20 protein-coding genes, 1 tRNA gene and 2 riboswitches are annotated in these 20,644 nt (G+C 50.2%); of the genes, 16 read left to right on the forward strand and 5 right to left on the reverse strand.

What is annotated here, in order from left to right; translation table 11 throughout:
• Positions 1-4 precede the first annotated feature (4 nt).
• A riboswitch (cyclic di-GMP riboswitch) is annotated at positions 5-91 on the forward strand.
• Between the two features lie 346 nt (positions 92-437).
• The 9 genes from E308F_RS05930 (at position 438) to E308F_RS05965 (ending at position 9,018) form a co-directional block, all read left to right on the forward strand.
• Positions 438-2,381 (forward strand): methyl-accepting chemotaxis protein, encoded by a 1,944-nt coding sequence (locus tag E308F_RS05930; RefSeq protein ID WP_141263964.1) that lies wholly within the window; start codon positions 438-440, stop codon positions 2,379-2,381.
• A 30-nt stretch (positions 2,382-2,411) separates the two neighbouring features.
• Complete coding sequence (locus E308F_RS05935; RefSeq protein WP_141263965.1) at positions 2,412-3,917, forward strand: chemotaxis protein CheW; 1,506 nt, start codon at positions 2,412-2,414, stop codon at positions 3,915-3,917.
• A complete protein-coding gene (locus tag E308F_RS05940) occupies positions 3,914-4,966 on the forward strand; it encodes a protein-glutamate methylesterase/protein-glutamine glutaminase (protein WP_141263966.1) in 1,053 nt (350 codons plus the stop codon). The genes E308F_RS05935 and E308F_RS05940 overlap by 4 nt, the downstream gene beginning before the upstream one ends.
• 160 nt (positions 4,967-5,126) lie before the next feature.
• On the forward strand, positions 5,127-5,930 hold the full coding sequence (locus tag E308F_RS05945; RefSeq protein WP_141263967.1) for a CheR family methyltransferase: 804 nt from the start codon (positions 5,127-5,129) through the stop codon (positions 5,928-5,930).
• Between the two features lie 41 nt (positions 5,931-5,971).
• Positions 5,972-6,940 (forward strand): chemotaxis protein CheA, encoded by a 969-nt coding sequence (locus tag E308F_RS05950; RefSeq protein WP_141263968.1) that lies wholly within the window; start codon positions 5,972-5,974, stop codon positions 6,938-6,940.
• 15 nt (positions 6,941-6,955) lie between these two features.
• The gene (locus tag E308F_RS05955) at positions 6,956-7,405 is read left to right on the forward strand and encodes a chemotaxis protein CheW (RefSeq protein WP_141263969.1); all 450 of its coding nucleotides are present in this window, start codon (positions 6,956-6,958) and stop codon (positions 7,403-7,405) included.
• Between the two features lie 6 nt (positions 7,406-7,411).
• Complete coding sequence (locus E308F_RS05960) at positions 7,412-8,299, forward strand: Hpt domain-containing protein (RefSeq protein WP_141263970.1); 888 nt, start codon at positions 7,412-7,414, stop codon at positions 8,297-8,299.
• 13 nt (positions 8,300-8,312) lie between these two features.
• The gene (locus E308F_RS15780) at positions 8,313-8,465 is read left to right on the forward strand and encodes a hypothetical protein (protein ID WP_172613434.1); all 153 of its coding nucleotides are present in this window, start codon (positions 8,313-8,315) and stop codon (positions 8,463-8,465) included.
• Between the two features lie 115 nt (positions 8,466-8,580).
• On the forward strand, positions 8,581-9,018 hold the full coding sequence (locus E308F_RS05965) for a GatB/YqeY domain-containing protein (RefSeq protein WP_141263971.1): 438 nt from the start codon (positions 8,581-8,583) through the stop codon (positions 9,016-9,018).
• 38 nt (positions 9,019-9,056) lie between these two features.
• Here the strand turns inward: E308F_RS05965 and paaI are convergent, their stop codons facing one another.
• The 4 genes from paaI to E308F_RS05985 form a co-directional block, all read right to left on the reverse strand.
• Positions 9,057-9,467 (reverse strand): hydroxyphenylacetyl-CoA thioesterase PaaI, encoded by a 411-nt coding sequence (paaI, locus tag E308F_RS05970; RefSeq protein WP_141263972.1) that lies wholly within the window; start codon positions 9,465-9,467, stop codon positions 9,057-9,059.
• A 13-nt stretch (positions 9,468-9,480) separates the two neighbouring features.
• Positions 9,481-9,723, reverse strand: a complete 243-nt coding sequence (locus E308F_RS05975) for a hypothetical protein (protein WP_141263973.1) — start codon at positions 9,721-9,723, stop codon at positions 9,481-9,483.
• A gap of 60 nt (positions 9,724-9,783) precedes the next feature.
• Positions 9,784-10,926 carry a glycerate kinase gene (locus tag E308F_RS05980; RefSeq protein ID WP_141263974.1) on the reverse strand — a complete coding sequence of 381 codons (1,143 nt, stop codon included), beginning with the start codon at positions 10,924-10,926 and terminating at the stop codon, positions 9,784-9,786.
• An 85-nt stretch (positions 10,927-11,011) separates the two neighbouring features.
• Positions 11,012-12,256, reverse strand: a complete 1,245-nt coding sequence (locus E308F_RS05985; protein WP_141262898.1) for an ISL3 family transposase — start codon at positions 12,254-12,256, stop codon at positions 11,012-11,014.
• A gap of 214 nt (positions 12,257-12,470) precedes the next feature.
• A riboswitch (M-box (ykoK) riboswitch) is annotated at positions 12,471-12,636 on the forward strand.
• 68 nt (positions 12,637-12,704) lie between these two features.
• Between E308F_RS05985 and E308F_RS05990 the strand changes: the two genes are divergently transcribed.
• Together E308F_RS05990 and E308F_RS05995 are read left to right on the forward strand one after the other, a co-directional pair.
• A complete protein-coding gene (locus tag E308F_RS05990; protein ID WP_141263975.1) occupies positions 12,705-14,423 on the forward strand; it encodes an ABC transporter permease in 1,719 nt (572 codons plus the stop codon).
• 5 nt (positions 14,424-14,428) lie between these two features.
• Complete coding sequence (locus E308F_RS05995) at positions 14,429-15,187, forward strand: ABC transporter ATP-binding protein (RefSeq protein ID WP_253260405.1); 759 nt, start codon at positions 14,429-14,431, stop codon at positions 15,185-15,187.
• 77 nt (positions 15,188-15,264) lie between these two features.
• Here E308F_RS05995 and E308F_RS06000 read toward each other — a convergent pair whose 3' ends face one another.
• Positions 15,265-16,611 (reverse strand): citrate/2-methylcitrate synthase, encoded by a 1,347-nt coding sequence (locus E308F_RS06000; protein ID WP_141264123.1) that lies wholly within the window; start codon positions 16,609-16,611, stop codon positions 15,265-15,267.
• Between the two features lie 296 nt (positions 16,612-16,907).
• On the opposite strand from E308F_RS06000, the gene E308F_RS06005 reads away from it, so the two are divergent.
• The 5 genes from E308F_RS06005 (at position 16,908) to E308F_RS06025 (ending at position 20,618) form a co-directional block, all read left to right on the forward strand.
• Positions 16,908-17,390 (forward strand): AAA-associated domain-containing protein, encoded by a 483-nt coding sequence (locus E308F_RS06005; RefSeq protein WP_172613849.1) that lies wholly within the window; start codon positions 16,908-16,910, stop codon positions 17,388-17,390.
• A 58-nt stretch (positions 17,391-17,448) separates the two neighbouring features.
• Positions 17,449-17,524: transfer RNA gene (locus tag E308F_RS06010), tRNA-Ala, on the forward strand.
• 87 nt (positions 17,525-17,611) lie between these two features.
• Entirely contained in the window at positions 17,612-18,346 is a 735-nt protein-coding gene (sfsA, locus tag E308F_RS06015; RefSeq protein ID WP_141263977.1) for a DNA/RNA nuclease SfsA, read from the forward strand.
• A 130-nt stretch (positions 18,347-18,476) separates the two neighbouring features.
• On the forward strand, positions 18,477-18,746 hold the full coding sequence (locus E308F_RS06020; RefSeq protein ID WP_216364461.1) for an accessory gene regulator B family protein: 270 nt from the start codon (positions 18,477-18,479) through the stop codon (positions 18,744-18,746).
• A gap of 186 nt (positions 18,747-18,932) precedes the next feature.
• On the forward strand, positions 18,933-20,618 hold the full coding sequence (locus tag E308F_RS06025; protein ID WP_141263979.1) for a bifunctional diguanylate cyclase/phosphohydrolase: 1,686 nt from the start codon (positions 18,933-18,935) through the stop codon (positions 20,616-20,618).
• Positions 20,619-20,644: the final 26 nt, after the last annotated feature.

Here is a 20,644-nt window from a genome sequence, read left to right on the forward strand (position 1 = left end):
CAGACACCGTTAAGGGCAAACCAGTCGAAAGACTGGGGCGCAAAGCCGTGGGCCTAAGGCTTGTATAAGCTATGGCTGTCAGGTTGCCGGTGGACCTTCTTAGAGACGAAGGGAATTATGTTGGCTCTTAGAGGGAACAGGTAACCTGTCCCCTTATTTTTTTGTTAGACGGAAATTATTTTCCTTTACTCAGTATCCTACCCAAACAAAGTTTATATCGAAGGGATACCTTGCGAACCAGACAAGTATCGGTACTTAGGGTTAGAAACGCTCATAAGTTTTTTAACGGGACAGTTTGCCCGAGGTATTGTTTTTGGAGAAATGGGCAAGGAGGGATGGCTACATGAAAAATGGAAATAAACGGATAAATAGTTGAAAATAGCATTTAAATTTATTTAATAACACTTAAAATATTAAATTCAGGAGGACTGATAACCATGGCTATTGATGCCACCAAAACACTAGAGCCATTACCTTCTGCTAGTCGAGGGATATACAGCGATACCAGTAAGAGTGGAGCAGTCAAAGAAAGTGACAAAAAGGAAATGGAGTTACGGAGGAGGCAGGCACGTACTTTTGCGAAGCAACAACAGATTGCCGAGCGGATAGCCAGCGCGACGGAACAACTTTCTTCTGGCGTAGAAGAGGCTTCCAATGCAGTAGAAGAATTGCGCACTGCCATGGAGCAGATAGCCAGCGGAGCACAAGAGGCCAGCGGTGCTACCCAGCAGTCCCTGTCCGCTATTCAGGTTATTGGCGAAGCTGCCAAGGTGTCGGTAAAGCAGACCCGGGAATCTCTCACTCGTTGTGAAGCCATTAGAAACCTGGTGAGCCGCACGAGTGAGGATATTGAGGTCCTGATACAAGGGGTAGACGCCAGCGCCGCCAGGAGCGAGGAGTCGGCTATGCTGGTAGCAAAGCTGGAAGAAGAAGCGTCCAAGATTGGCGAGATTGTCCGCACCGTGGTAAGGATAGCTGACCAGACCAACCTTCTAGCCCTGAACGCTGCGATTGAGGCGGCGCGGGCTGGGGAGCACGGCCGCGGGTTTGCTGTAGTGGCGGACGAGGTAAGAACCTTGGCAGAGACTTCCGAGAAAGCGGCCAGCGACATTCGGAAGATAGTCGGTAGCGTGCAGGAAGACGTGCGAACGGTGGCTGAAGCCATCAACAAGGCGGCTGAGGTAGCCAGGGGTGAGACGGAAAAAGGCAAGGCCATCACGGAAGAGCTTAAGAAGATAGCCGCTTCTGTAGCCAATGTAGTGGAAGGAGCTACCAGAATCGAGCAGCTGGTCACGGAAGTAGAAAAAGCGGTAGCCGAGTTCCAGAAAGGTAGTGAACAGATAGCTGCTAATGCTGAGGAGCAGGCCAGCGCCGCCGAGCAGGCCTTGCAGGGGGTTCAACAACAGGTCCAGGCACTAAACGAAATAAGCAATAATAGCAATAATTTAGCAGATTTAGCTGATGAACTCAAGCATTCGACCGATGTGGTCAAGTCAGCAGAGGGCCTGGCGGCGGCGGCAGAAGAACTATCCTCGGCCATTGAGGAGGCCAGCCGTTCGGCAGAAGAGATTAATGCGGCCCTAAATCAGATGGCGAAATCGGCAGAGCAGCAGGCTTCAGCGTCCGAGGAAGCCTCCGTCGCCATCAAGCAGATCGAAAAATCGATGGGAGTAATTGCGAAGGAGGCCGATGATTCCAGAGCGGCAGCAAAGGAGCTCAGCGACTTGCTGGCTGCAAATAAAGTCAGGGTAAATGAGCTGATTAAAGGCATCAGGCAGGCAGCAGCAACCAACCTTGAGAACGTACAGAAAGTTAACCAGCTGGAGCGGAACGCCCGCATGATCGACAAGATAGTAGACACCATTGCGAGCGTAAGCATCCAGACCAACATGCTGGCAGTAAGCGGCGCTATTGAGTCAGCCCGGGCGGGTGAATACGGCAAGGGGTTCGCGGTAGTAGCTTCAGACATCCGGAACCTTGCCCAGGAGAGTGCCCGCAATGCTGAGCAGATTAAGGAAATGGTAAAGGGTATTCAAGAGCAAGTAATGAACGTACTCCGGGACATTACTACTATTGGAGATGTAGTTCAAAAGGAAGCGGAAAAAGCTCAAAAGACAACGTCCGACCTTGACCTTATCGAAGCCGATATGCGGGTGGTCGTAGAAGGGGTGGAAACGGTTAAAAAGCAGGCTGATGAAAGCCTCCTGAGGGTGGAAGAAGCAGCCAAAGGAGTAGAACAGATAGCCACGTCTGCCCAGGAAGCCAGTAAGGCGGCACAAGAAGCAGCCGTCGCCAGCCGCCAGCAAGCGGAAGGCATGAAGGAGCTTGCCCAGGCTATCGAGGAGATTGCAGCCATGGCGGACGAGCTCCAGCAGGGCTAAAGGAATAGGGGTAAACGAGGAGGAAAGTATATGGCAGTAGCCGGTGGGTCGGTTGCAAGCTCTGACCAATATGTGGTGTTTCGCTTGGGCGAGGAAAGCTACGGCATAGCAATAGAGTACCTCCAGGAGATCATTCGCGTTCCGTACGTGGTGAAGGTGCCCCTAACGCCCCCGTACATGCGGGGGCTCGCCAACCTGAGGGGCAACATTCTCCCGATTTATGACACCCGCCTGCGGTTAGGTATAAACGCTACGGATGATGACGAGAGCAACCGGGTGATAGTTGTTAATGCTGGAGGGAAGCAGGCGGGCTATGTAGTGGACCGGGTAGAAGGCGTTATAGATATTCCCAGGGAAGCCGTAGAGGAATTCCGGGAAAAAGGTGATACTGGAGGTTACGTAACCAGGGCAGCCCGTGTGGGCGAGGGCAAGCTTGCCCTTCTTATAGATATGGACAATATGCTTAAAGATATAGGTTTAAACGACAGCAGGATAACTTCTATCAAAGGCAATAAAGATTACGAGAACCCTGGTGCTAAAGAAGAAAGTAGTGCCGAGGAAAACGAGCAACAGCTTCTGACCTTTCAGGTAGGAAAAGAAGAGTACGCTTTGGACATCGCTGACGTTCAAGAGATAGTGCATTTGCCGGAAAACTGGAATGTAGTACCTGATGTTCCTCCCTATGTCCTGGGACTGGTGTCGCTGCGGGACAGGGTTTTACCCCTCATCAGTATGAGGAAGCTTTTCGGCCTTCCGGAGGGTGATGTTCCTGGTGGCAGAATAGTAGTAGCGTACGTAGGGGAAGGCAAGAGAGTAGCCGTTGGTCTAGTAGTGGACAGCATAGCTGAAGTTTTGAGAGTGGCAGAGCGGATATTGGAACCGGTGCCTTCCGTGGTGCGTTGTGCCGGGGATGAATTTGCTGCCATATGCCGGCTGGCAGACGAGCGCATGTTATTTGTACTTGACGCCTCTAGACTGTTACGAGATGTTGCGTTTCTTACGGAATGGGAACAGGGAGGAACAGAGGAAGCAGGTGCTTCTAGCCGGAGGGTGTTGGAAGAGGAGCGGCAGCTTGTGACTTTTTTCCTGGATGAGGAAGAGTTTGCTCTGCCCATAGACAGCGTCCGTGAGATAATTCGCGCAGGCCGTATAACCGTCGTACCCAGGATGCCGGACTTTGTGAAGGGGATATTGAATCTTCGAGGGAGTATAGTGCCCATTATCGACTTGCGGTGCAAATTCGGCTATCCCGAGAGAGAAATAGATGAACAGGTACGAATTTTAATCTGCGAAGGGAATACATCAGTGATGGGCCTGATGGTCGACGGCGTAAAGGAAGTAGCCAAAATTAGTATGAGCAGCATTGAAGCCACGCCTCAAGTTTTAGTGAAGGACAGTATCCAGTCTTTCGTTGCAGGGATAGCCAAGTTTGGCGGCGAGCGTAACGTAATACTTTTAGACCCGGCGCGTGTACTGTCCTGGGAAGAGCGCGACAAACTTATAGAAGCGGTGGAGGAGACGGATAGCGGCAGATGAAGCCTATACGGGTACTCGTAGTAGACGATTCGGCTTTCATGCGAAGAGTTATAAGGCAAATATTAGAAGGAGCACCCGATATCGAAGTAGTGGACGTGGCACGGGATGGGCTGGAGGGTACGAAGAAGGCCATTACCCTCCAGCCCGACGTGGTTACCATGGATATCAATATGCCGGGGATGGACGGCCTTACCGCCCTGCAGCATATAACCGCGAAGACAAAGGCCAAAGTAGTCATGATATCTTCGTTAACCAGGAAGGACGCGCTTATAACGCTAGAGGCCCTCGAGCTGGGGGCGGTGGATTTTATAACGAAACCGGACGGCACCATATCGCTGGGTATAAGCCGGCTTGCGGATGAGATTATAGGTAAGGTGCGGGCGGCGGCTAAAGCGCGGGTGCGTACGAGAACGCCTGGTAGAAGGGTTCCCCGTGTGGAAAAACGAGTCCCGGTAACTACTGTCACGGACCTGGACTGGGTAGTAATGATAGGCGTATCCACGGGAGGGCCCAGGACTCTGGAGGATATACTGCCGTACCTGCCCGGGGACCTGCCTGCCGGAGTGGTAGTAGTACAGCACATGCCGCCGCGCTTTACTGCCAGCTTTGCGCAACGCCTCGATCATTGTAGCAACCTGCATGTGCGTGAAGCCCAGGAGGGAATGAGATTGAGCAACGGCTTGGCGGTAATTGCTCCTGGGGGCTACCATCTTATGTTCAGGCGGCAGGGTGGGGCTGTTACCTGCTATTTATCTCTCAGGCCGGAGGACGACGAATTTCGGCCTTCAGTAGATGTAACCTTGCGCGCTTTGATGGAGGCGTTCGACCCCAAGCGTATCATTGGGGTCCTCCTTACAGGAATGGGAGACGACGGTGCGGATGCGATGGTAGAATTAAGAAAGCGCGGCGGCTGGACTGTAGCCGAGAGCGAGGAGACGGCGGTAGTGTGGGGTATGCCCCGTGCCGCGATAGAACGTGGGGGCGCGGACGTAGTAGCCCCCAGTTATGAGATAGCGGACATTATACGGCGGAAAGTCGGAAACAGGTAGGTGTTGATGGGAGAAGGCTTTAGGTATTTTTGCGGCCCTCCTTCGGGATACTGGCCGCGATGGAGGGTAATAACGGTTCATGCTTTAGGCCGAAGCAGGTGTCCTGGGAGCTTATGACGGGCGTAAAATTGCCTGCTAAGAGTATCAAAGGAGAAGGGCGATGACTAAGGCAGAGTTTGAACGCCTGCGGGAGTACATATATCAAGAATCAGGTATTTACTTTGAGGACAGCAAAGTCTACTATGTAGAGAAACGCGCCAGGCAGCAGGTGGAGAAGTACGGGTTCAAGGATTTTACAGCTTACCTGGGAGCCCTGAGGTTTGACAGTACGGGCAAGATGCGGCAGGAACTGCTGAACAGTATTACCGTTAACGAAACTTACTTTTTCCGCGAGTATGAACAGTTGAAGTGCTTGGCGGAAGAAATCGTACCTCTCTGGTGCCGGAACGGTGTAGGACGCAGCGGCGTCAAGATATGGTGTGCGGGATGTGCCTCCGGTGAAGAAGCTTATACCCTGGCTATCGTAATGCAGGAGATGGCGCCCGACATACACTGGGAGATATACGCTACCGATATAGATACGGAGGTATTAAATAAAGCCGAAAAAGGCATTTATAATCACTATGCTGTCCGCCAGGTGCCTGAAGTCTATCTTAAGCGATACTTTAGCCCTTTGGGTGATAAATACACTATATCTTCCTTGTTGAAGCGAAAGGTGAAGTTTTCCCACTTAAATCTTGTAGACGATGCTGGAATGCGCAAGATGAAGGGCTTTCACGCTATATTCTGTCGCAATGTCCTGATATATTTTGACGACCTTTCCCAGCGGCGGGTGGTCTTGCACTTTTATCAGGCCCTGGAGCCCGGAGGATATGTGTTCTTAGGACATTCAGAGTCTATGAGCCGGATAACAACTGTTTTTAAGCCGGTGCGGTTTAAAAATGCTATTATTTACCAGAAGTAGTAACGAGGAAAGTTAAGCCGTCTTTGGCGAGGGAGCGTAATATGGAGAAGGGGTCCAAAACTTTAAGGATTACGGCTCACGAGCTTGGGAGCCGCGATGTGTGGCCTTTGCTGCGGGAGATGGAGGAAAAAGGGTGGCTTGAACAGATAAATCTCTTGGATTACGGCGAAGAATACAGCCTGGAAATTGTAGTCAGGTCCGAACAAAACATAGAACCATCCGAGCGGCTAATAAGGGACTACTTAGAGGGCAAAACGGTCGTGACCGATACTACCCGTATAGCGCGTGATGTGGGCCGGGAGATGGTAGAAACCAAGACGGTCAGGGTAGAACAGGGTAAAATAGACAAGCTTTTAGCTCTGGCGGGCGAGCTTATAGTTAGCACCAACGTGCTCGCTCACTTAATAAAACGTCTCGAAGAGCTGGGTTTGCCGGTTGAAATGGTAAGGGAGTTCAAAGAATACCAGTCGGCGCTTAGTCGAACAAGCTGGGGGATTCAAGATGTAATTATGGATATGCGGCTTATGCCAGTGGGTTTTGTGTTTGAGCGGTTCCGCCGGGTAGTACGAGAACTGGGGCAGGAACTGGGGAAAAAGGTACAGTTTAAAGTTCTCGGCGATGAAGTTACCATAGACCGTAACGTTGCCGCTACTATATACGAGCCTCTTCTCCATCTAGTCCGTAACGCTATTGATCACGGTTTAGAAGGGCCCGAAGACAGAATTCGGTCAGGGAAGCCCCCGGAAGGAGAACTGCTTTTGAGAGCGGAACGCAAGGGGGAGCACGTGGTTATTACGGTGAAAGACGACGGTACGGGGATTGACGCTGAGGTGGTCAAGCGTAAGGCGGTGAGCCGTGGATTAATAACTGAAGAACAGGCAGAGATGATGGGCTTTAACGAGGCTTTGGAACTCATATTTGCACCTGGTTTTAGTACAAAGGACGAGGCCGGTGCGGTTTCCGGACGGGGTGTAGGCATGGACGTAGTCCGGGAAACGGTAGAACGGTAAGGTGGGAAGGTAAAGGTGCGCAGCGAGGTGGGGGGTGGCACAGAGGTAGCCCTGGAACTGCCTATCTCGCTGAGCATAACAAAGGTTGTACTCTTGGATTGCGGCGGTCTGTACGGAATCCCGGTAGGGGAGGTAAAAGAGATCGTAAAGGTAGAAGCCTCCAGGCTTCACTCTTTAAAAAAGAGTGAAGTAGTTGTCTTGAGGGAAACCATATACCCCGTGGTCCGGCTTTCTCGTGTACTTGACACTAAGGTAGAGGAGGTAGAAAGCGATGAACTTACACTAATAGTCCTGCTGGCAGGTGTTGCAATAGCCGCGCCCAAAGTTTTAGGCGAACAAGATGTAGTGTTAAAGAACCTACCGTCCCAGCTTTACCATTTGAAGTTGTTTACTGGTGCGGCAATACTAGGGAACGGGGACATTGCTCTGATTTTAGATACTAGTGTCGTCGGAAGGATGGTGTAAACTCCTGTGGAGATTGACTTGCTGCGTGAGTTTTTAAACGAAGCTCACGAGCAATTGGACATGTTAGAGCAGCTGTTTTTAAAGTTAGAGGAAAGCGATAATAGGACCATTGATGCGATTTTCAGGATTGCCCATACCCTCAAAGGCTCAGCCGCTTGTGCAGGACTTAAAGATGTAGCAGAGTTCGCCCATAAGATGGAAACTTTACTTGACAGTATTCGGAAAGGTGAAGTGGTGATAAGCGAAAGTGTCTGCAACCTTTTGCTTCAATCCGGAGATGTCTTAAGGGCGCTGATACATGGTGTTGAGGAAGGGCTGGAGAATTATGTTCCTCCGGAATACAGTACGATCGTGAACGAGCTTGAGCGCGCCTTTGCCAGAAGTTTCATTTCTGCGCGGGAGAATGACAATACCTGTGAAAAATTGCTCGTGCGGGTTGGGCTTGACCGGTCTTCAGAAATGCGTGCCGCCAGAGGGTTTGTGATACTGAAACGGCTGGAAGACATGGGCAGATTGAAGTTTTCGCGGCCTTCGGAGAACGAATTGCTCAGCGGGCAGGTAGTTCCCGATGCCATACTAGTAGTTGTAGAGGGCGATATGGAGGATCAAGATCTCTATGAGTGTATAGCTGGATATCCGGACGTAACAGACGTCGATGTTAGGTACATGGTGGAAGTACGGGAAACCGATTGGATGAGATATAAGGAATATGTAAGTGTACTGGAATCAAAGGGGAAACGTATAGTCCTCGACTTCGTACCCGGTACCCTGAAGCTTGATGGCGGTGCTTTGAGGTTTCTTAGCGAAGCCTTGCGACGCGGGTGGCTCCTGCATTCAAACGACGACCTTACTTATAGAGTGCTAAGTCGGATAACGTTAAAGCAAGTGGGTTGAGGAGGCTTTTTTCGTGGGTAGAATAATATACTTGACCTACATAGGGCACAACGGAAAGGTTCAATTGCCGCGAAGGGTTTTGGATGAGCTTAAATGGAAAGAAGAAGATTGCTTTAAAATTGAGGTTAAAGGACAGGGCAAAGTGGAAATTAGGAAGAGTAAGTAACAACCTGAGCGGCCTCTGTTAATTCTCGGACAACACCGCAGAAATTGACTCCGGTAAAAATATAGTTTACCATATTGTCAATAGCTACCTGAATTTAAGGGAGGCCAATCAGGGAGTGAAGGAAAAACTTCAGCAGGACATGAAAGAAGCCTTGAAAAACCATGATAAAATCCGGTTGCAGACTATCCGCATGGTATTGGCCAGTATCAAAAACGCCGAGATCGAAAAAATGCATCCCCTTTCGGACGAAGAGATGGCTGCCGTTATCCAGCGGGAAATAAAAATGAGAAAGGAAGCTTTAGAACAGTTTGCCCGTGGGAGAAGGGAAGACCTGGTCCGGCAGGCTGAAGCGGAGATCAAAGTCCTGGAAGACTACCTGCCCGAGCAGCTGAGCGACAGCGAACTAAAAGCCATCATCCAGCAGACTATCAGCGAAGTAGGGGCGCAGTCGAGCAAGGAAATAGGGAAAGTAATGGCCGCCTTGATGCCTAAAATCCGCGGCCGGGCCGACGGCAAGAAAGCCAACGAAATGGTAAGGCAATTACTGGCTTAAGAGGTACCTGCTTGTTAGGAGCTACAGGATTCCTAGCTTTAAGGACCCCGGTTTTTATCCTTCCGGTAAACGGTACCATGTACCACGGCGATGGCTTCGCCCTGGCTGCTGTTTACAGTAATCCGGTAAACGCCCGTCCGCCTGGTGAGGTGCTCTTCCCGGGCTTCAGCTACAAGCCGTGTTCCTGCCCGGGCTGGTGCCAGGTAATTAATAGTTACCGAAATAGCTACGGCCGGGTTGCCGTGGGAGTTGCTGGCTAATCCTAAGGCCGTATCGGCCAGGGTAAAAATGGCGCCTCCGTGACCGATGCCATGAAAATTGAGCATGTTTTCCGTGATGGTCATGGCCACCCGGGCATAGCCGGGGGCCAGTTCCAGGAGCTCAATTCCTAGGGAACGGGGAAAGGTATCGGAGGTATACCTTTCTTTTACTGCCTGCAAGAAATCCATCGATTTACCCCTCTCAAGTGGCTTCCCGGCGGCGGGCTATGACATGGTATGTCCTGCCGTCGCTGTCGCCGCGGCCCTGATAGTCGAGGCCGTAATCCTCTAAAAGCTTTATTAACAGGTCCGCCTGATGGGCATCGGCGGCCTCCATGGTAATAGTAAGGTGGTCTCCCGGGTTAAGTTCCGGCAGGACGTCCCGCACCCGGGCTAGATCGCTGCTGGTAATGGCGGTACCCATCCTTAAAGAAATATCAGGCATAAGGGGCCTCCTCCCTGACTTTTTCTTTAGTTTTGCCGGGGAAGAGGCCTTTTAATGCCTTTATTTATTCATCACTGTAAGCAGCCGCACCAGCCGTTCGGCAGCATCGGCCAGGAGGGTGGCGGCGTTTTCCAGGCAGTATGCTAAAGGTACCGGCCGGGGGACGATGCTCATAAAGCCCTTAATGCCGTGGTCATAGACGGTGCCGGCACCTTCGCCGATAGAACCTACCAGGGCGACCACCGGGATGCCGTATTTCCCGGCCACCCGGGCAACGCCGGCGGGAACTTTACCAAAGGCCGTCTGGTGGTTGATTTCTCCTTCGCCGGTGATGACCAGGTCGGCGCCCCTGGCCAGGATGCCGTCGAGATCTACGGTTTCTATAACCAGTTCAATACCACGCCGCAAGCCGGCGCCCAGGAAGGCTACCAGGCCGGCTCCCAGGCCGCCGGCGGCACCGGCTCCGGGCAGTTCCCGGACGTCTTTCCCCAGGTCTCGCTCAATTGTGTCCGCCAGCCTGGCCAGGGCGGCATCCAGGCGGGGGACCATTTCCGGCGTGGCGCCCTTCTGGGGACCGTAGACCGCCGATGCTCCCCGGGGGCCGCATAAGGGGTTGTCCACGTCGCAGGCTACCAGGATTTCCGCTTCCTTTACCCGCGGGTCCAGACCCTGGATTTCAATGCGTTCCAGTTCCTCCAGCCCGGCAGCGCCCGGCCCGATATCCTGTCCCCTGGCATCGAGAAGTTTCACCCCCAGGGCCTGGGCCATACCGGCGCCGCCGTCATTGGTGGCACTGCCGCCGATGCCCACAATTAACCGCCGGCAGCCGGCGTCCAGGGCCTGGCGGATGAGCTCACCGGTACCGTAAGTGGTGGTAAACAGGGGGTTACGCTTTTCCCGGGGTACCAGGGGCAGGCCCGACGCCTGGGCCATTTCCACCACGGCGGTGGTACCATCCCCCAGGATACCCCAGGCGGCCCGAACCGGTTCCCCCAGGGGACCGGTGACGGTGGTGGTGATTATCCGGCCGCCGGTTGCGGCTACCAGGGTAGTTGTTAAACCTTCACCGCCGTCGGCCATGGGCACGGTGACGGTTTCTGCCTCCGGGAAAACCCGTTTGATACCTTCAGCTATAGCCGCCGCAACTGCGGGCGCGTCCAGGCTTTCTTTAAAGGAATCCGGAGCAATGACAATACGCTTCATTTTTTACCTCCAGTTCCAAAAACCTTAAAAACCTTCTTTAAATATTCGCCGGGAATGTAAAAATACCTCCCATCCCCAGCCGGCTCTATGTCAATAGTTGTGGGATTAAATTTTGAGGGCAACATCCCAGGAAAATTTTCTTGATGAAATGATTACGATTCCTAAAACCAAAACTTAATCGTTTCAGCATTTTGCTTAAAGTATTCTTGCCTTCTATATAACCATTGGTGTACCGGCGGCCTTGCTGGGTGTATCTAACCAGGTTTAATATTTCTGACCTCCAGAACTTAATAGTACGAGCCCATACCCGTCCCTCTACATTTTCAGCGCATTCTGCATTTATAAGCCAACGGCTTAAGGCAATTTCTGCCTCTTCAACCCGGTCCATCTTTATGATTTGTCTTAAATCTTCTTTTAGCTGGTATAGTTCATAGAGGGACGGGTATTTATTCTTAATTTCTTCTAGCTGCTGTTGTTGTCTGGAAGTAAGTTTTTCTTTAGCCTTGAGCAAGGGTAGGCGAGGTATATTCTCCTTGCCTGCTTCTTGCTCTATCTTGCGTGCTTCATTTAAGCGACGGTTGGCATCCTGAATTACATGGAAAGGGTCTACTATTATCCTGGCTGAAGGAAAGATTGCTTTTATTAACTTGCGCCAGGAGTCTTTCATGTCAATTACTACTGCTTCTACTTTAACCCCGGCTTTTTTGAGCCCCTCCAGGTAAGCCTTTATAGTTGCTTTCCTGTCATCACCCAAAATCGTCAAAGGCCTCTTATCCGGTTCCAGGCGCCCTACTACGCATACATAATCATTCCCGCTAAAGGACAGTTCATCTAAGGTTAAGACTATGGGCTCTTGAGTATCATCTGCTGGAAGACCGGACTGGATATACTTGTCTAGTAATCTTATAACCCTATTAGGAGTAAGGTGTAATATTCGGGCTGCATAGGTAAAGCTCATCCTCTGGGCATAATACACTACTGTCTGCACTCCTAGTTTTGTAAATCTGGCCCAGGGGATGGTATTCGGAGGACGAAGGGTAAAAGTCTTATGACAATGGTAACACTTATACCGTACAGGAACCCAGGATAAAAAAATCCATCTCCCGTATAAAAAAGCGTGACGAATTTTCCTTTCTTGGGGCTTCCGGTTCTTCTTTAAAATGCCGTGCTTATGTAATTTGCCTTTGTTACATGCAGGGCATAATGCTGGCGGCTCTAGCGTCACCCTTAACACAATATCTTTACGTTCCTGCCGTTCTCCTAAAATGGACTGGAGTATTTTATCAAAATTCTCTTGTCCCTTGAGGGTGATCGTGCTATTCTTATTCATGGGGGCACTCCTTTCCTAATGGGGTTTTTGTTTGCTAACATTTGATTTGGATGTGCCCCCCTCTTTTTCCTCCTTTAACTTCTAAAATCTCTTCTCCTCTGTCCTTCTATCTCTTCCTATCCCCTCCCACACTTTTTATTATAGAGCCTCCCCAGCCTTGACACTTAAAAAAAGCATATTTATAATGAATGTAACGGCGAAAATTTGTTATTTCACAATCCTTCGTTAGGTGAGGCTTCTGCATAGACAGACGCCACTGCCCGGAAACGTCGAAAGACGCCAATGGGTCAACAGGTATTACCGGCTTAAGGTTTTACCTAATGTGGCTGAGAGTTTTCTCTAGCTATGCACGTGCCAAAGCTCAACGAGTGGGGGTTAATAGGGCTATTGATGAACTCTATGTCTTCCCACTTGGGAAGACTATTTTATTGGTTGGGAGGTGAACCCCGTGGCGCGGGCAACGAACCTGGCTTTAACTATGATTATGGCAGCCCTTTTAATCGCCTTTGCCTACTTTGCCTACCAGGGCCACCAAGCTGTTGCCCTGGCAGGAGGGACAACAGTTGTTACCAGCATAGGCATCCTGCCTTATTACGCCTTCCGTTCCTTTTTAAGGATGCTGGGCGCATATATCCTTTCTTTTATCTTTACTCTTACTTATGGCTATAAAGCCGGGACAGACCCACGAGCCGAGCGCTGGCTCATTCCCATCCTGGATATCCTCCAGTCAGTGCCCATCCTGGGGTTCTTCCCTGCCGCTGTTTATTTTTTTGTCTCCCTTTTCCAGGGAAGCCTCCTGGGGGTGGAGCTGGCTTCCATCTTTCTTATTTTTACCAGCCAGGCCTGGAACATGACCTTCGGTTTTTATGAATCATTGACGACAATTCCCCGGGATCTTAAAGAGGCCGCTGATGCCTACCGGTTGACGGGTTGGCGCCGTTTCCAGAAACTATACTTTCCCGCCGGTATTCCTAAACTGGTCTATAATAGCATTCTATCCTGGAGCGGGGGCTGGTATTTTCTTATTGCCGCTGAAATTATTGCTATTGGTCCCGCTAGGTACTCTCTACCGGGTCTGGGTAGTTACCTCATCCGGACTACGGAAGAGGGGGATTTGGGGTTGACGATAGCAGGACTTTTAACCCTGATAACTTTAATAACTCTGATGAATATTTTTATCTGGCGTCCCCTCTCCATCTGGGCCGAAAATTTTAAGTATGAATTTGACAGTGGCGGCGCAAGATTAACCAGGGGATGGGGTTACCGCCTCTGGCACGAAGCCCCCTTTTTCCGGGAATTCAGGCGTGCGCTTATATCATTGGGAGCAGGCTTAAGTATTATAATAGAAAATATGTACCAAAAGATTTATACCTGGAATGGTAAGGGGCTTAATTATCAGCGTTATCTCACCTTGATTTGGCACTTTATTACTTGGTTAATGATTTTACTGCTGGGCGTGGCCCTATTCCGCGGTCTGGTGGCCCTGGGTACCCTGTTCATGATGCCCTGGCAGCCTGAGGTCTTCAGCATCCCCAAGGCCATTTTCTTTTCTTTTTTACGTTTACTGGCAGCATACATTCTCTCCCTTGCTTGGACAGTCCCGGCGGCCATCTGGATTGGCCATAATGAGCGGGTTTATGAAATCATGACGCCTGTTTTTGAAGTTCTAGCTTCAGTACCGGCAACGGCGTTATTTCCTATTATTGTTTTTATCCTGGTAGGGATCACAGGAGGTATGAACTTGGCAGCTATTATCCTCGTATTGACAGGTATGCAATGGTACCTCCTTTTTAACCTTATTGCCGGGGTAAAAAGCATTCCCAAGGATTTAAAAGAGGCAGCAGCCGCTTTTGGTCTCCAGGGAACCAGGTATCTACGCCGGGTAGTTTTACCAGCTTTGGTACCCTCCCTCATAACAGGCAGTATCACATCATGGGGGGGCGGCTGGAATGCCCTGATAGTTGCTGAATATGTTGTTTATGCCGGTCAGATTTACACTGCTTTTGGTATTGGATCCTTGTTGGATACTGCCATTTATGGGAGCGGCAGCTTCCAAATAATCTGGTCCAGTCTCATAGCCATGGTAGCAACTATCGTCTTTCTCAACCGCTTTTTCTGGCGGCGCCTGTACGAAATAGCTGTTGCCAGGTTTACTATAGGAGATTAACGGGGGTGGTATGGTTGGCTTTACTCGAAGTAAACCATGTTTATAAAACCTATACTGACGCCAACCGGTCCCTCACAGTTCTTAATGATATCTCTCTTAACGTCGCTAAGGGTGAATTTGTCTGTCTGGTAGGCCCGTCCGGTTCCGGCAAGAGTACTCTGCTGAGGATGGTTGTTGGTCTGGACCGTCCATCTCGGGGACAAATATTTTACCGGGGAAAACAGGTAAGCGGTGTTATGGATAAGATGGCTATTGTTTTTCAGTCCTTTGCCCTGCTGCCATGGTTAACAGTGATGGAGAATGTGGCCCTGGGTTTGGAGGCTAAAAATATCCCGCGGGCTGAAAGGGAGAGAATAGCCAATAAATATATTCAAAAAGTAGGGCTGGACGGATTTGAGGATGCTTACCCGCGGGAACTTTCCCGGGGCATGAAACAGAGGGTGGGTATTGCCCGGGCCCTGACCATGGAACCGGAACTCCTCTGCATGGATGAACCCTTTTCCGCCCTGGATGCCTTTACGGCCCAGAACCTGCGGGAGGAGCTTTTAGACCTGTGGCTGGATGTAACGCTTCCCGTAAAGTCGGTCCTCATGGTGACCCATGGCATTGAGGAAGCTGTCTTCATGGCCGACCGGGTGATTGTGCTGTCCAAAAGGCCGGCCCGGATACTGGCCGATGTCCGTATAGACCTGCCTCGCCCGCGTAACATGAAGGATGAAGCCTTCGCCCGGGTTACGGATAAAATATACTCGCTTTTGTTCTAAGAAGAAACAAGGGGACGGGTAACCGCCCCCTTTTAACTTTACAAAGCCTCGGCTATTTAGCTGCTAGCCAGGGAAATTTACCTTTGCTCCAGGGGAATATACTTTCTTTTACCAATCACATTTTTGTAGGCCGGTCTGATAATCCTGCCTCCACTTACCAGTTCTTCCAGCAGGTGGGCACACCAGCCGGAGATCCTGGCTATGGCAAAAATTGGGGTATAAAGCTCCACGGGAATATTTAACATCTTGTACACAAAACCCGAGTAGAAGTCCACATTGGGAGCGATAATCTTTTCATTTCCTTTTTTAGAGGCAAATAATTCGGGTCCAACTTTTTCTATGGTCAGGTAGAGGCCGAATTCATCTTCCATGTTTTTCTCTTTAGCGAGTTCAGCAGCCTTGGCTTTTAATAATACAGCCCGGGGATCGGACAGGGTGTAAACGGCATGGCCGAGGCCATAGATTAATCCTTTTTTGTCAAAGGCTTCCTTGTTGAGAATTTTGGTCAGGTAATATTTAACTTCTTCTTCATCGGCCCAGTCTTTTACATTGTTCTTTATATCATCCATCATTTCCATAACTTTAATATTGGCGCCGCCGTGCTTAGGCCCCTTTAGTGAACCGACCGCGGCCGCAATAACGGAGTATATATCTGTCCCTGTCGAGGAAACAACATGGACGGTAAAGGTTGAGTTGTTCCCTCCGCCGTGCTCAGCATGGAGTACCAGCGCAAGGTCCAGCAATTCGGCTTCCAGACGGCTGTACTGGTTGTTAGGCCTGATCATGTATAGGAAATTTTCGGCAGTGCTCAGCTCTTTTTGCGGTAGGTGAATATACAAACTTTGATTTCCATGATAATGGGCTTTAGCCTGGTAACCATAAGCCACCATGATGGGGAAGCGGGCAATCAGCTCAATACTCTGCCTGACGACGTTTTTGATACTTAAATCATCCGGGTTTTTATCATAGGAATAAGATGCTAAAACGCTCCTCGCTAATTTATTCATAATATCATTACTAGGGGCTTTTAAAATCATATCTTCAACAAATCCATCAGGGAGGCTGCGGTTTTCTGCCAGGAGATTGCTAAAATTAACCAGGTCCTGACGGTTAGGCAGTTCTCCGAAGAGAAGGAGATAAGAAACTTCTTCAAAACCAAAGCGTCCTTCCGCCTGGAAATTTGTGACAATATCCCAGATGTCAATTCCCCGGTAGAGCAACCGTCCCTGATCGGGAATCCTTTCGCCTTCATCTAGAATGTAACCGTGGACTTCCCCGATTTCCGTAAGCCCTACCAGCACGCCGGTGCCATCGCTGTTGCGCAAGCCCCGTTTTACATTGTATTTTTCATATAAAGTAGGCTCGATGTAATTATTTTTTTCAGCCAGTGCAGCAAGTCGTTCCAGGTAGCTCTTGTCTTCTATCTGCACATTAATACATCCTTTCTACTACAAGGATAAAGTTATTTATCCCTTATATATTCTTCACCAAAACTTGTTTTCCTTTTTTGGGGGAAATATAGGCTTAAGCTACCCCTCCTGAAGGCCTGGTGCAGCCCGGGGTAGAAAAACCCAGGTTGTTCCTTGGATGCACTTAATTTCTAACTAAATCCCGGCAATAAAAGTTTGGATCAGGTGCTGAATCCTGTTCTAAGATCTGGTATAATATGATAAAATAGTGGTACCTGAAAATGGTATCTAAATAGGGGGTCATAGCCACTGTGGACGCCGGGCCTTTACCCCAGGTAGGTATAGGGATGGTCATCGGCCTGCTCGAAATGCTGGAGGATGTCCGGGGAAGAGAAGATATCTTTAAGCTGGCCGGCAGTCTTTCGATGGAACTGGATGATATCGGGCCGGTCATAGAAGCGGCTAAGGTGCTGGGCTTTATTGAAACTACCAACGGTGATATTACCTTGACCGGGCTGGGTTCCCAGCTACTAAATGCCGGCATAAATAAGCGTAAAGACATAGTTGCCGGCCGGCTGCAGCAGCTGCCGGTCTTTAAAGAGGTCCTGGAGCTAATTAACTCCAGGCGTGGACGGCAGGTGCGGCGGGAGCAGGTTATCAGCCGTTTTGCCCGCAGGATGTCTGATGAGGATGCTGAACTCCTGTTTAAAACCCTTGTGGACTGGGGACGGTATGCCGGGATTATCGGTTATGATACTAAAGGTGAAGTTTTATATTTGGATGAGGAAGAATAAAGATATGCAACTGGCCCTTGACAAACATATCAAGGGCCAGTATAATAGACAGTGCTGTGGGGCTATAGCTCAGTTGGGAGAGCGCTTGAATGGCATTCAAGAGGTCAGGGGTTCGACTCCCCTTAGCTCCACCAGAAAAGAAAAGATGCCGCATAAGGAGCGGCATCTTTTCTTTTTACCACAGGAGAATAGGCAGTATAGGTTCCGGGAAGAGGGATTTTATGGTCAAGCTGCCTGAAAATCTGATCAAAGCTCGTTTCCTTATCCGGCCCAACCGCTTTACCGTAGTAGCGGAAAGGGGCGGGCAGCATTTAACAGCTTTTCTGGCCGACCCCGGGCGGCTGGCAGAATTGCTGTTACCCGGAACCGAGCTTTACCTGGCCCCGGCGCAAGCCGGGGAAAAGCGGAAAACTGTCTACGACGTGGTTTTGTTACACCGGAACGGCACCTTTATTTCTCTGGACAGCCGCCTGCCCAACCGCCTTTTTGCCGCTGCCTTCCGTTCCGGCGGACTGGGGGCCTTTCAGGGCTACCGGCAGCTAACGGCGGAAGTCCGGGTCGGCTCCAGCCGCCTGGATTTTTTGTTGACCGTGGGAGGGGAGAAAGAGGCGGGACTACCTGGTGAAGGATTACCACCGTGTTATGTTGAGGTCAAGTCAGTAACTCTGGTAAACAGCGATAGGGTGGCCCTGTTTCCCGACGCCCCCACCAGTCGCGGCAGCCGCCACCTGCAAGAGCTGATGGCTTTGCGGGACAGGGGTTGCCGGGCGGCGGTGGTGTTTATAATCCAGCGGGAAGACGCCCTGATCTTTGCTCCCAATGAAGCCACCGATCCTCTTTTTGCCCGGACTTTGCGGGAAGCGGCGGCTGCCGGGGTCGAAGTTTATGCCTATCGCTGCCGCATCAGCCCGGTGGCGGCCCGCCTCAGTACTGCCGTACCTGTAAAGCTGGCCTGAGCGACCTTTGCTGCAGCTTGCGTCATTGCTGGTAAAAAATGTCCCCGTGAAGGGCAGGAAATTTGCGGTATGCGTCGAATAGTTACCTCCAGGTGAAGAGAAAATGACAATTCCTTAGCACATAAGCTGGGTGGTTTTGGGCAGCGGCTTTTTAAGTTTGGCCATCAGCGCCTGGCTGGCCCCGGTAACGAGCCGGGCCAAACCGATAAACTCTCCTGCTTTGCGGCGCAAGTTTCACCGGGTGGCCGTAAGAGTCACGATAACAGTGCCGGTAATGTTGCTTTTCATAAGTGGGCGACGGCCCACCCTGGCCCTGGCCGGGGCTGCCGGCCTGAGCTGGCAGGGTGCCATTATTTATCTTGCCAGCGTAAGCCGGCAGAAGGAGGTGAAACCGGGATGAAGCGCCCGGCGGTGGTCTTCCTGACGGCGGTTGCTTTTATTGCTACCTTTCTGGCCTATATAAATGCTGCCTCGGCCTATTATGGATTGGTATGAAACTGAGGTACCTCCAAGTTTAAGAAAGTAAAACATAAAGTTAGAGAGGTGGATTTTATCACCTCTCTAAAATTTATGGAGAAGGTTTAACATGAAATGGAAGGAAGAACGGAACCGGAAGATAGCTAAATATGTCTTATTCTTTTACCTGGGTGCTTTGACTGTTATGGCTATATCCCTGTTAAGCGCCCTTGAATTGACATATTTTCCTAAAAGGATGTATCTAAATTATCCGGTAAGCGGTCTCTTCCTGGGTGTTTTCGCTTTAGCAGGAATACTTTATCTCACCAAAAAAGATTATGTGACAGTTCTTACTTCGAGCGAACCGCCACGTACCATCAGCTTGCTGATAAGCATTCTTATCTGGGCCTTTACCATAGCTATCGTCTTTATATCGGACTTCCACGGCAGTTCCTTTAAAGTCCTTTTCTTTGTCCCGGTGATCTATGCAGCTATAAATCACGGTCAAAAATATGGCCTTATATTTTCTTTATTATGTGTCATGCCCCTTATTATTTCTGACTTGCTGCATTACTCTCCTGAAGGGGTCAATAAAGCCCTGGAAGCCGATCTGGTCCTCAGCTTAATTATTTTTATGGCCGCCTGGCTCATCGGGGGATTTCTGGATATTGAAAGGGAAACCATTAAAAAGCTGGCAGAGATGGCAAACAGGGACGACCTGACAGGCTTATGGAATAAACGTTATTTTTACTACGCCCTGGAAGACCTGTTTACCCGGGCTAAAAAGGAAAATTTAAACCTCTCCCTGGTTCTTGCCGATGTTGACTACTTTAAAACGTACAACGACGCTTTGGGTCATCTTGAGGGAGATAAGGTTTTAAAGAAAATTGGCGAAATTATTGGCCGGGCAGTACCAGAGGGGGCTGTAGCTGCACGTTATGGAGGCGAAGAGTTTGCGGTACTGTTGCCCGGGTACTCCAGTCAGCAGGCCCTTATTGTTGCTGAACAGATTCGTAAAGAGGTCGAGAATTACTCTTTCTTTGGCCAAGAGTACCAACCGGCCCAAAAGATCACCCTGTCTCTGGGTATTGCTACTTACCCTGTTCATGCTAAAACATCCACAGAGCTTATTCGCCGGGCCGATGATGCCCTCTTCCGGGCCAAATCGGTACGTAAGAACAGGACGGAGATTTATTTTTCCGTTTTAGACGAGCTCTGCGCCGCATATAACAGTACGGGTGAGGACCTGCTTAGTACTTTGAAGACCCTGCTCAGTGTCATCCAGGCCAAGGATCGCTATACACGAGGGCATTCCGAACGGGTTACAGAGTATGCAGTAGTTGTTGGCGAATATCTCAATTTACCCGGAGAAGAGTTAAATACCTTGAGGCTCAGCGCTTTTCTCCATGATATCGGTAAGATAGAGATAGAACGTGAACTTTTAAACAACCCGCTTCCTTTAAACGAGGAAGAACGTTTGCTTTTTCAGCAACACCCGGTCTGGGGAGCGGAAATAGTTCGTTCCGTACCCCTGCTGGGCAAATGCACCCCCATTATTCTTGCCCATCACGAGAATTTTGACGGCTCAGGTTACCCTTGTGGACTGAAAGGCGAGGCTATACCCCTTGGTGCCAGGATTTTACGAGTGGTAGACAGCTTTGACGCCATGGCGACCAATAGGCCCTACCGCCGGGCTTTAACTGTCAGCCGTTGCCTGGAAGAACTCCGGCGAGGGGCTGGAACCTTATATGATCCAGAAATTGTTACGGCCTTTCTCAATGTTTCAGAACGCATTTTTCGCCTGCTGGCAAGTTAGGAAATATTGGCGGCCGGCCGCGCGCG

It is taken from the genome of Moorella sp. E308F, assembly GCF_006538365.1.
GTDB lineage: Bacteria > Bacillota > DSM-521 > Neomoorellales > Neomoorellaceae > Neomoorella.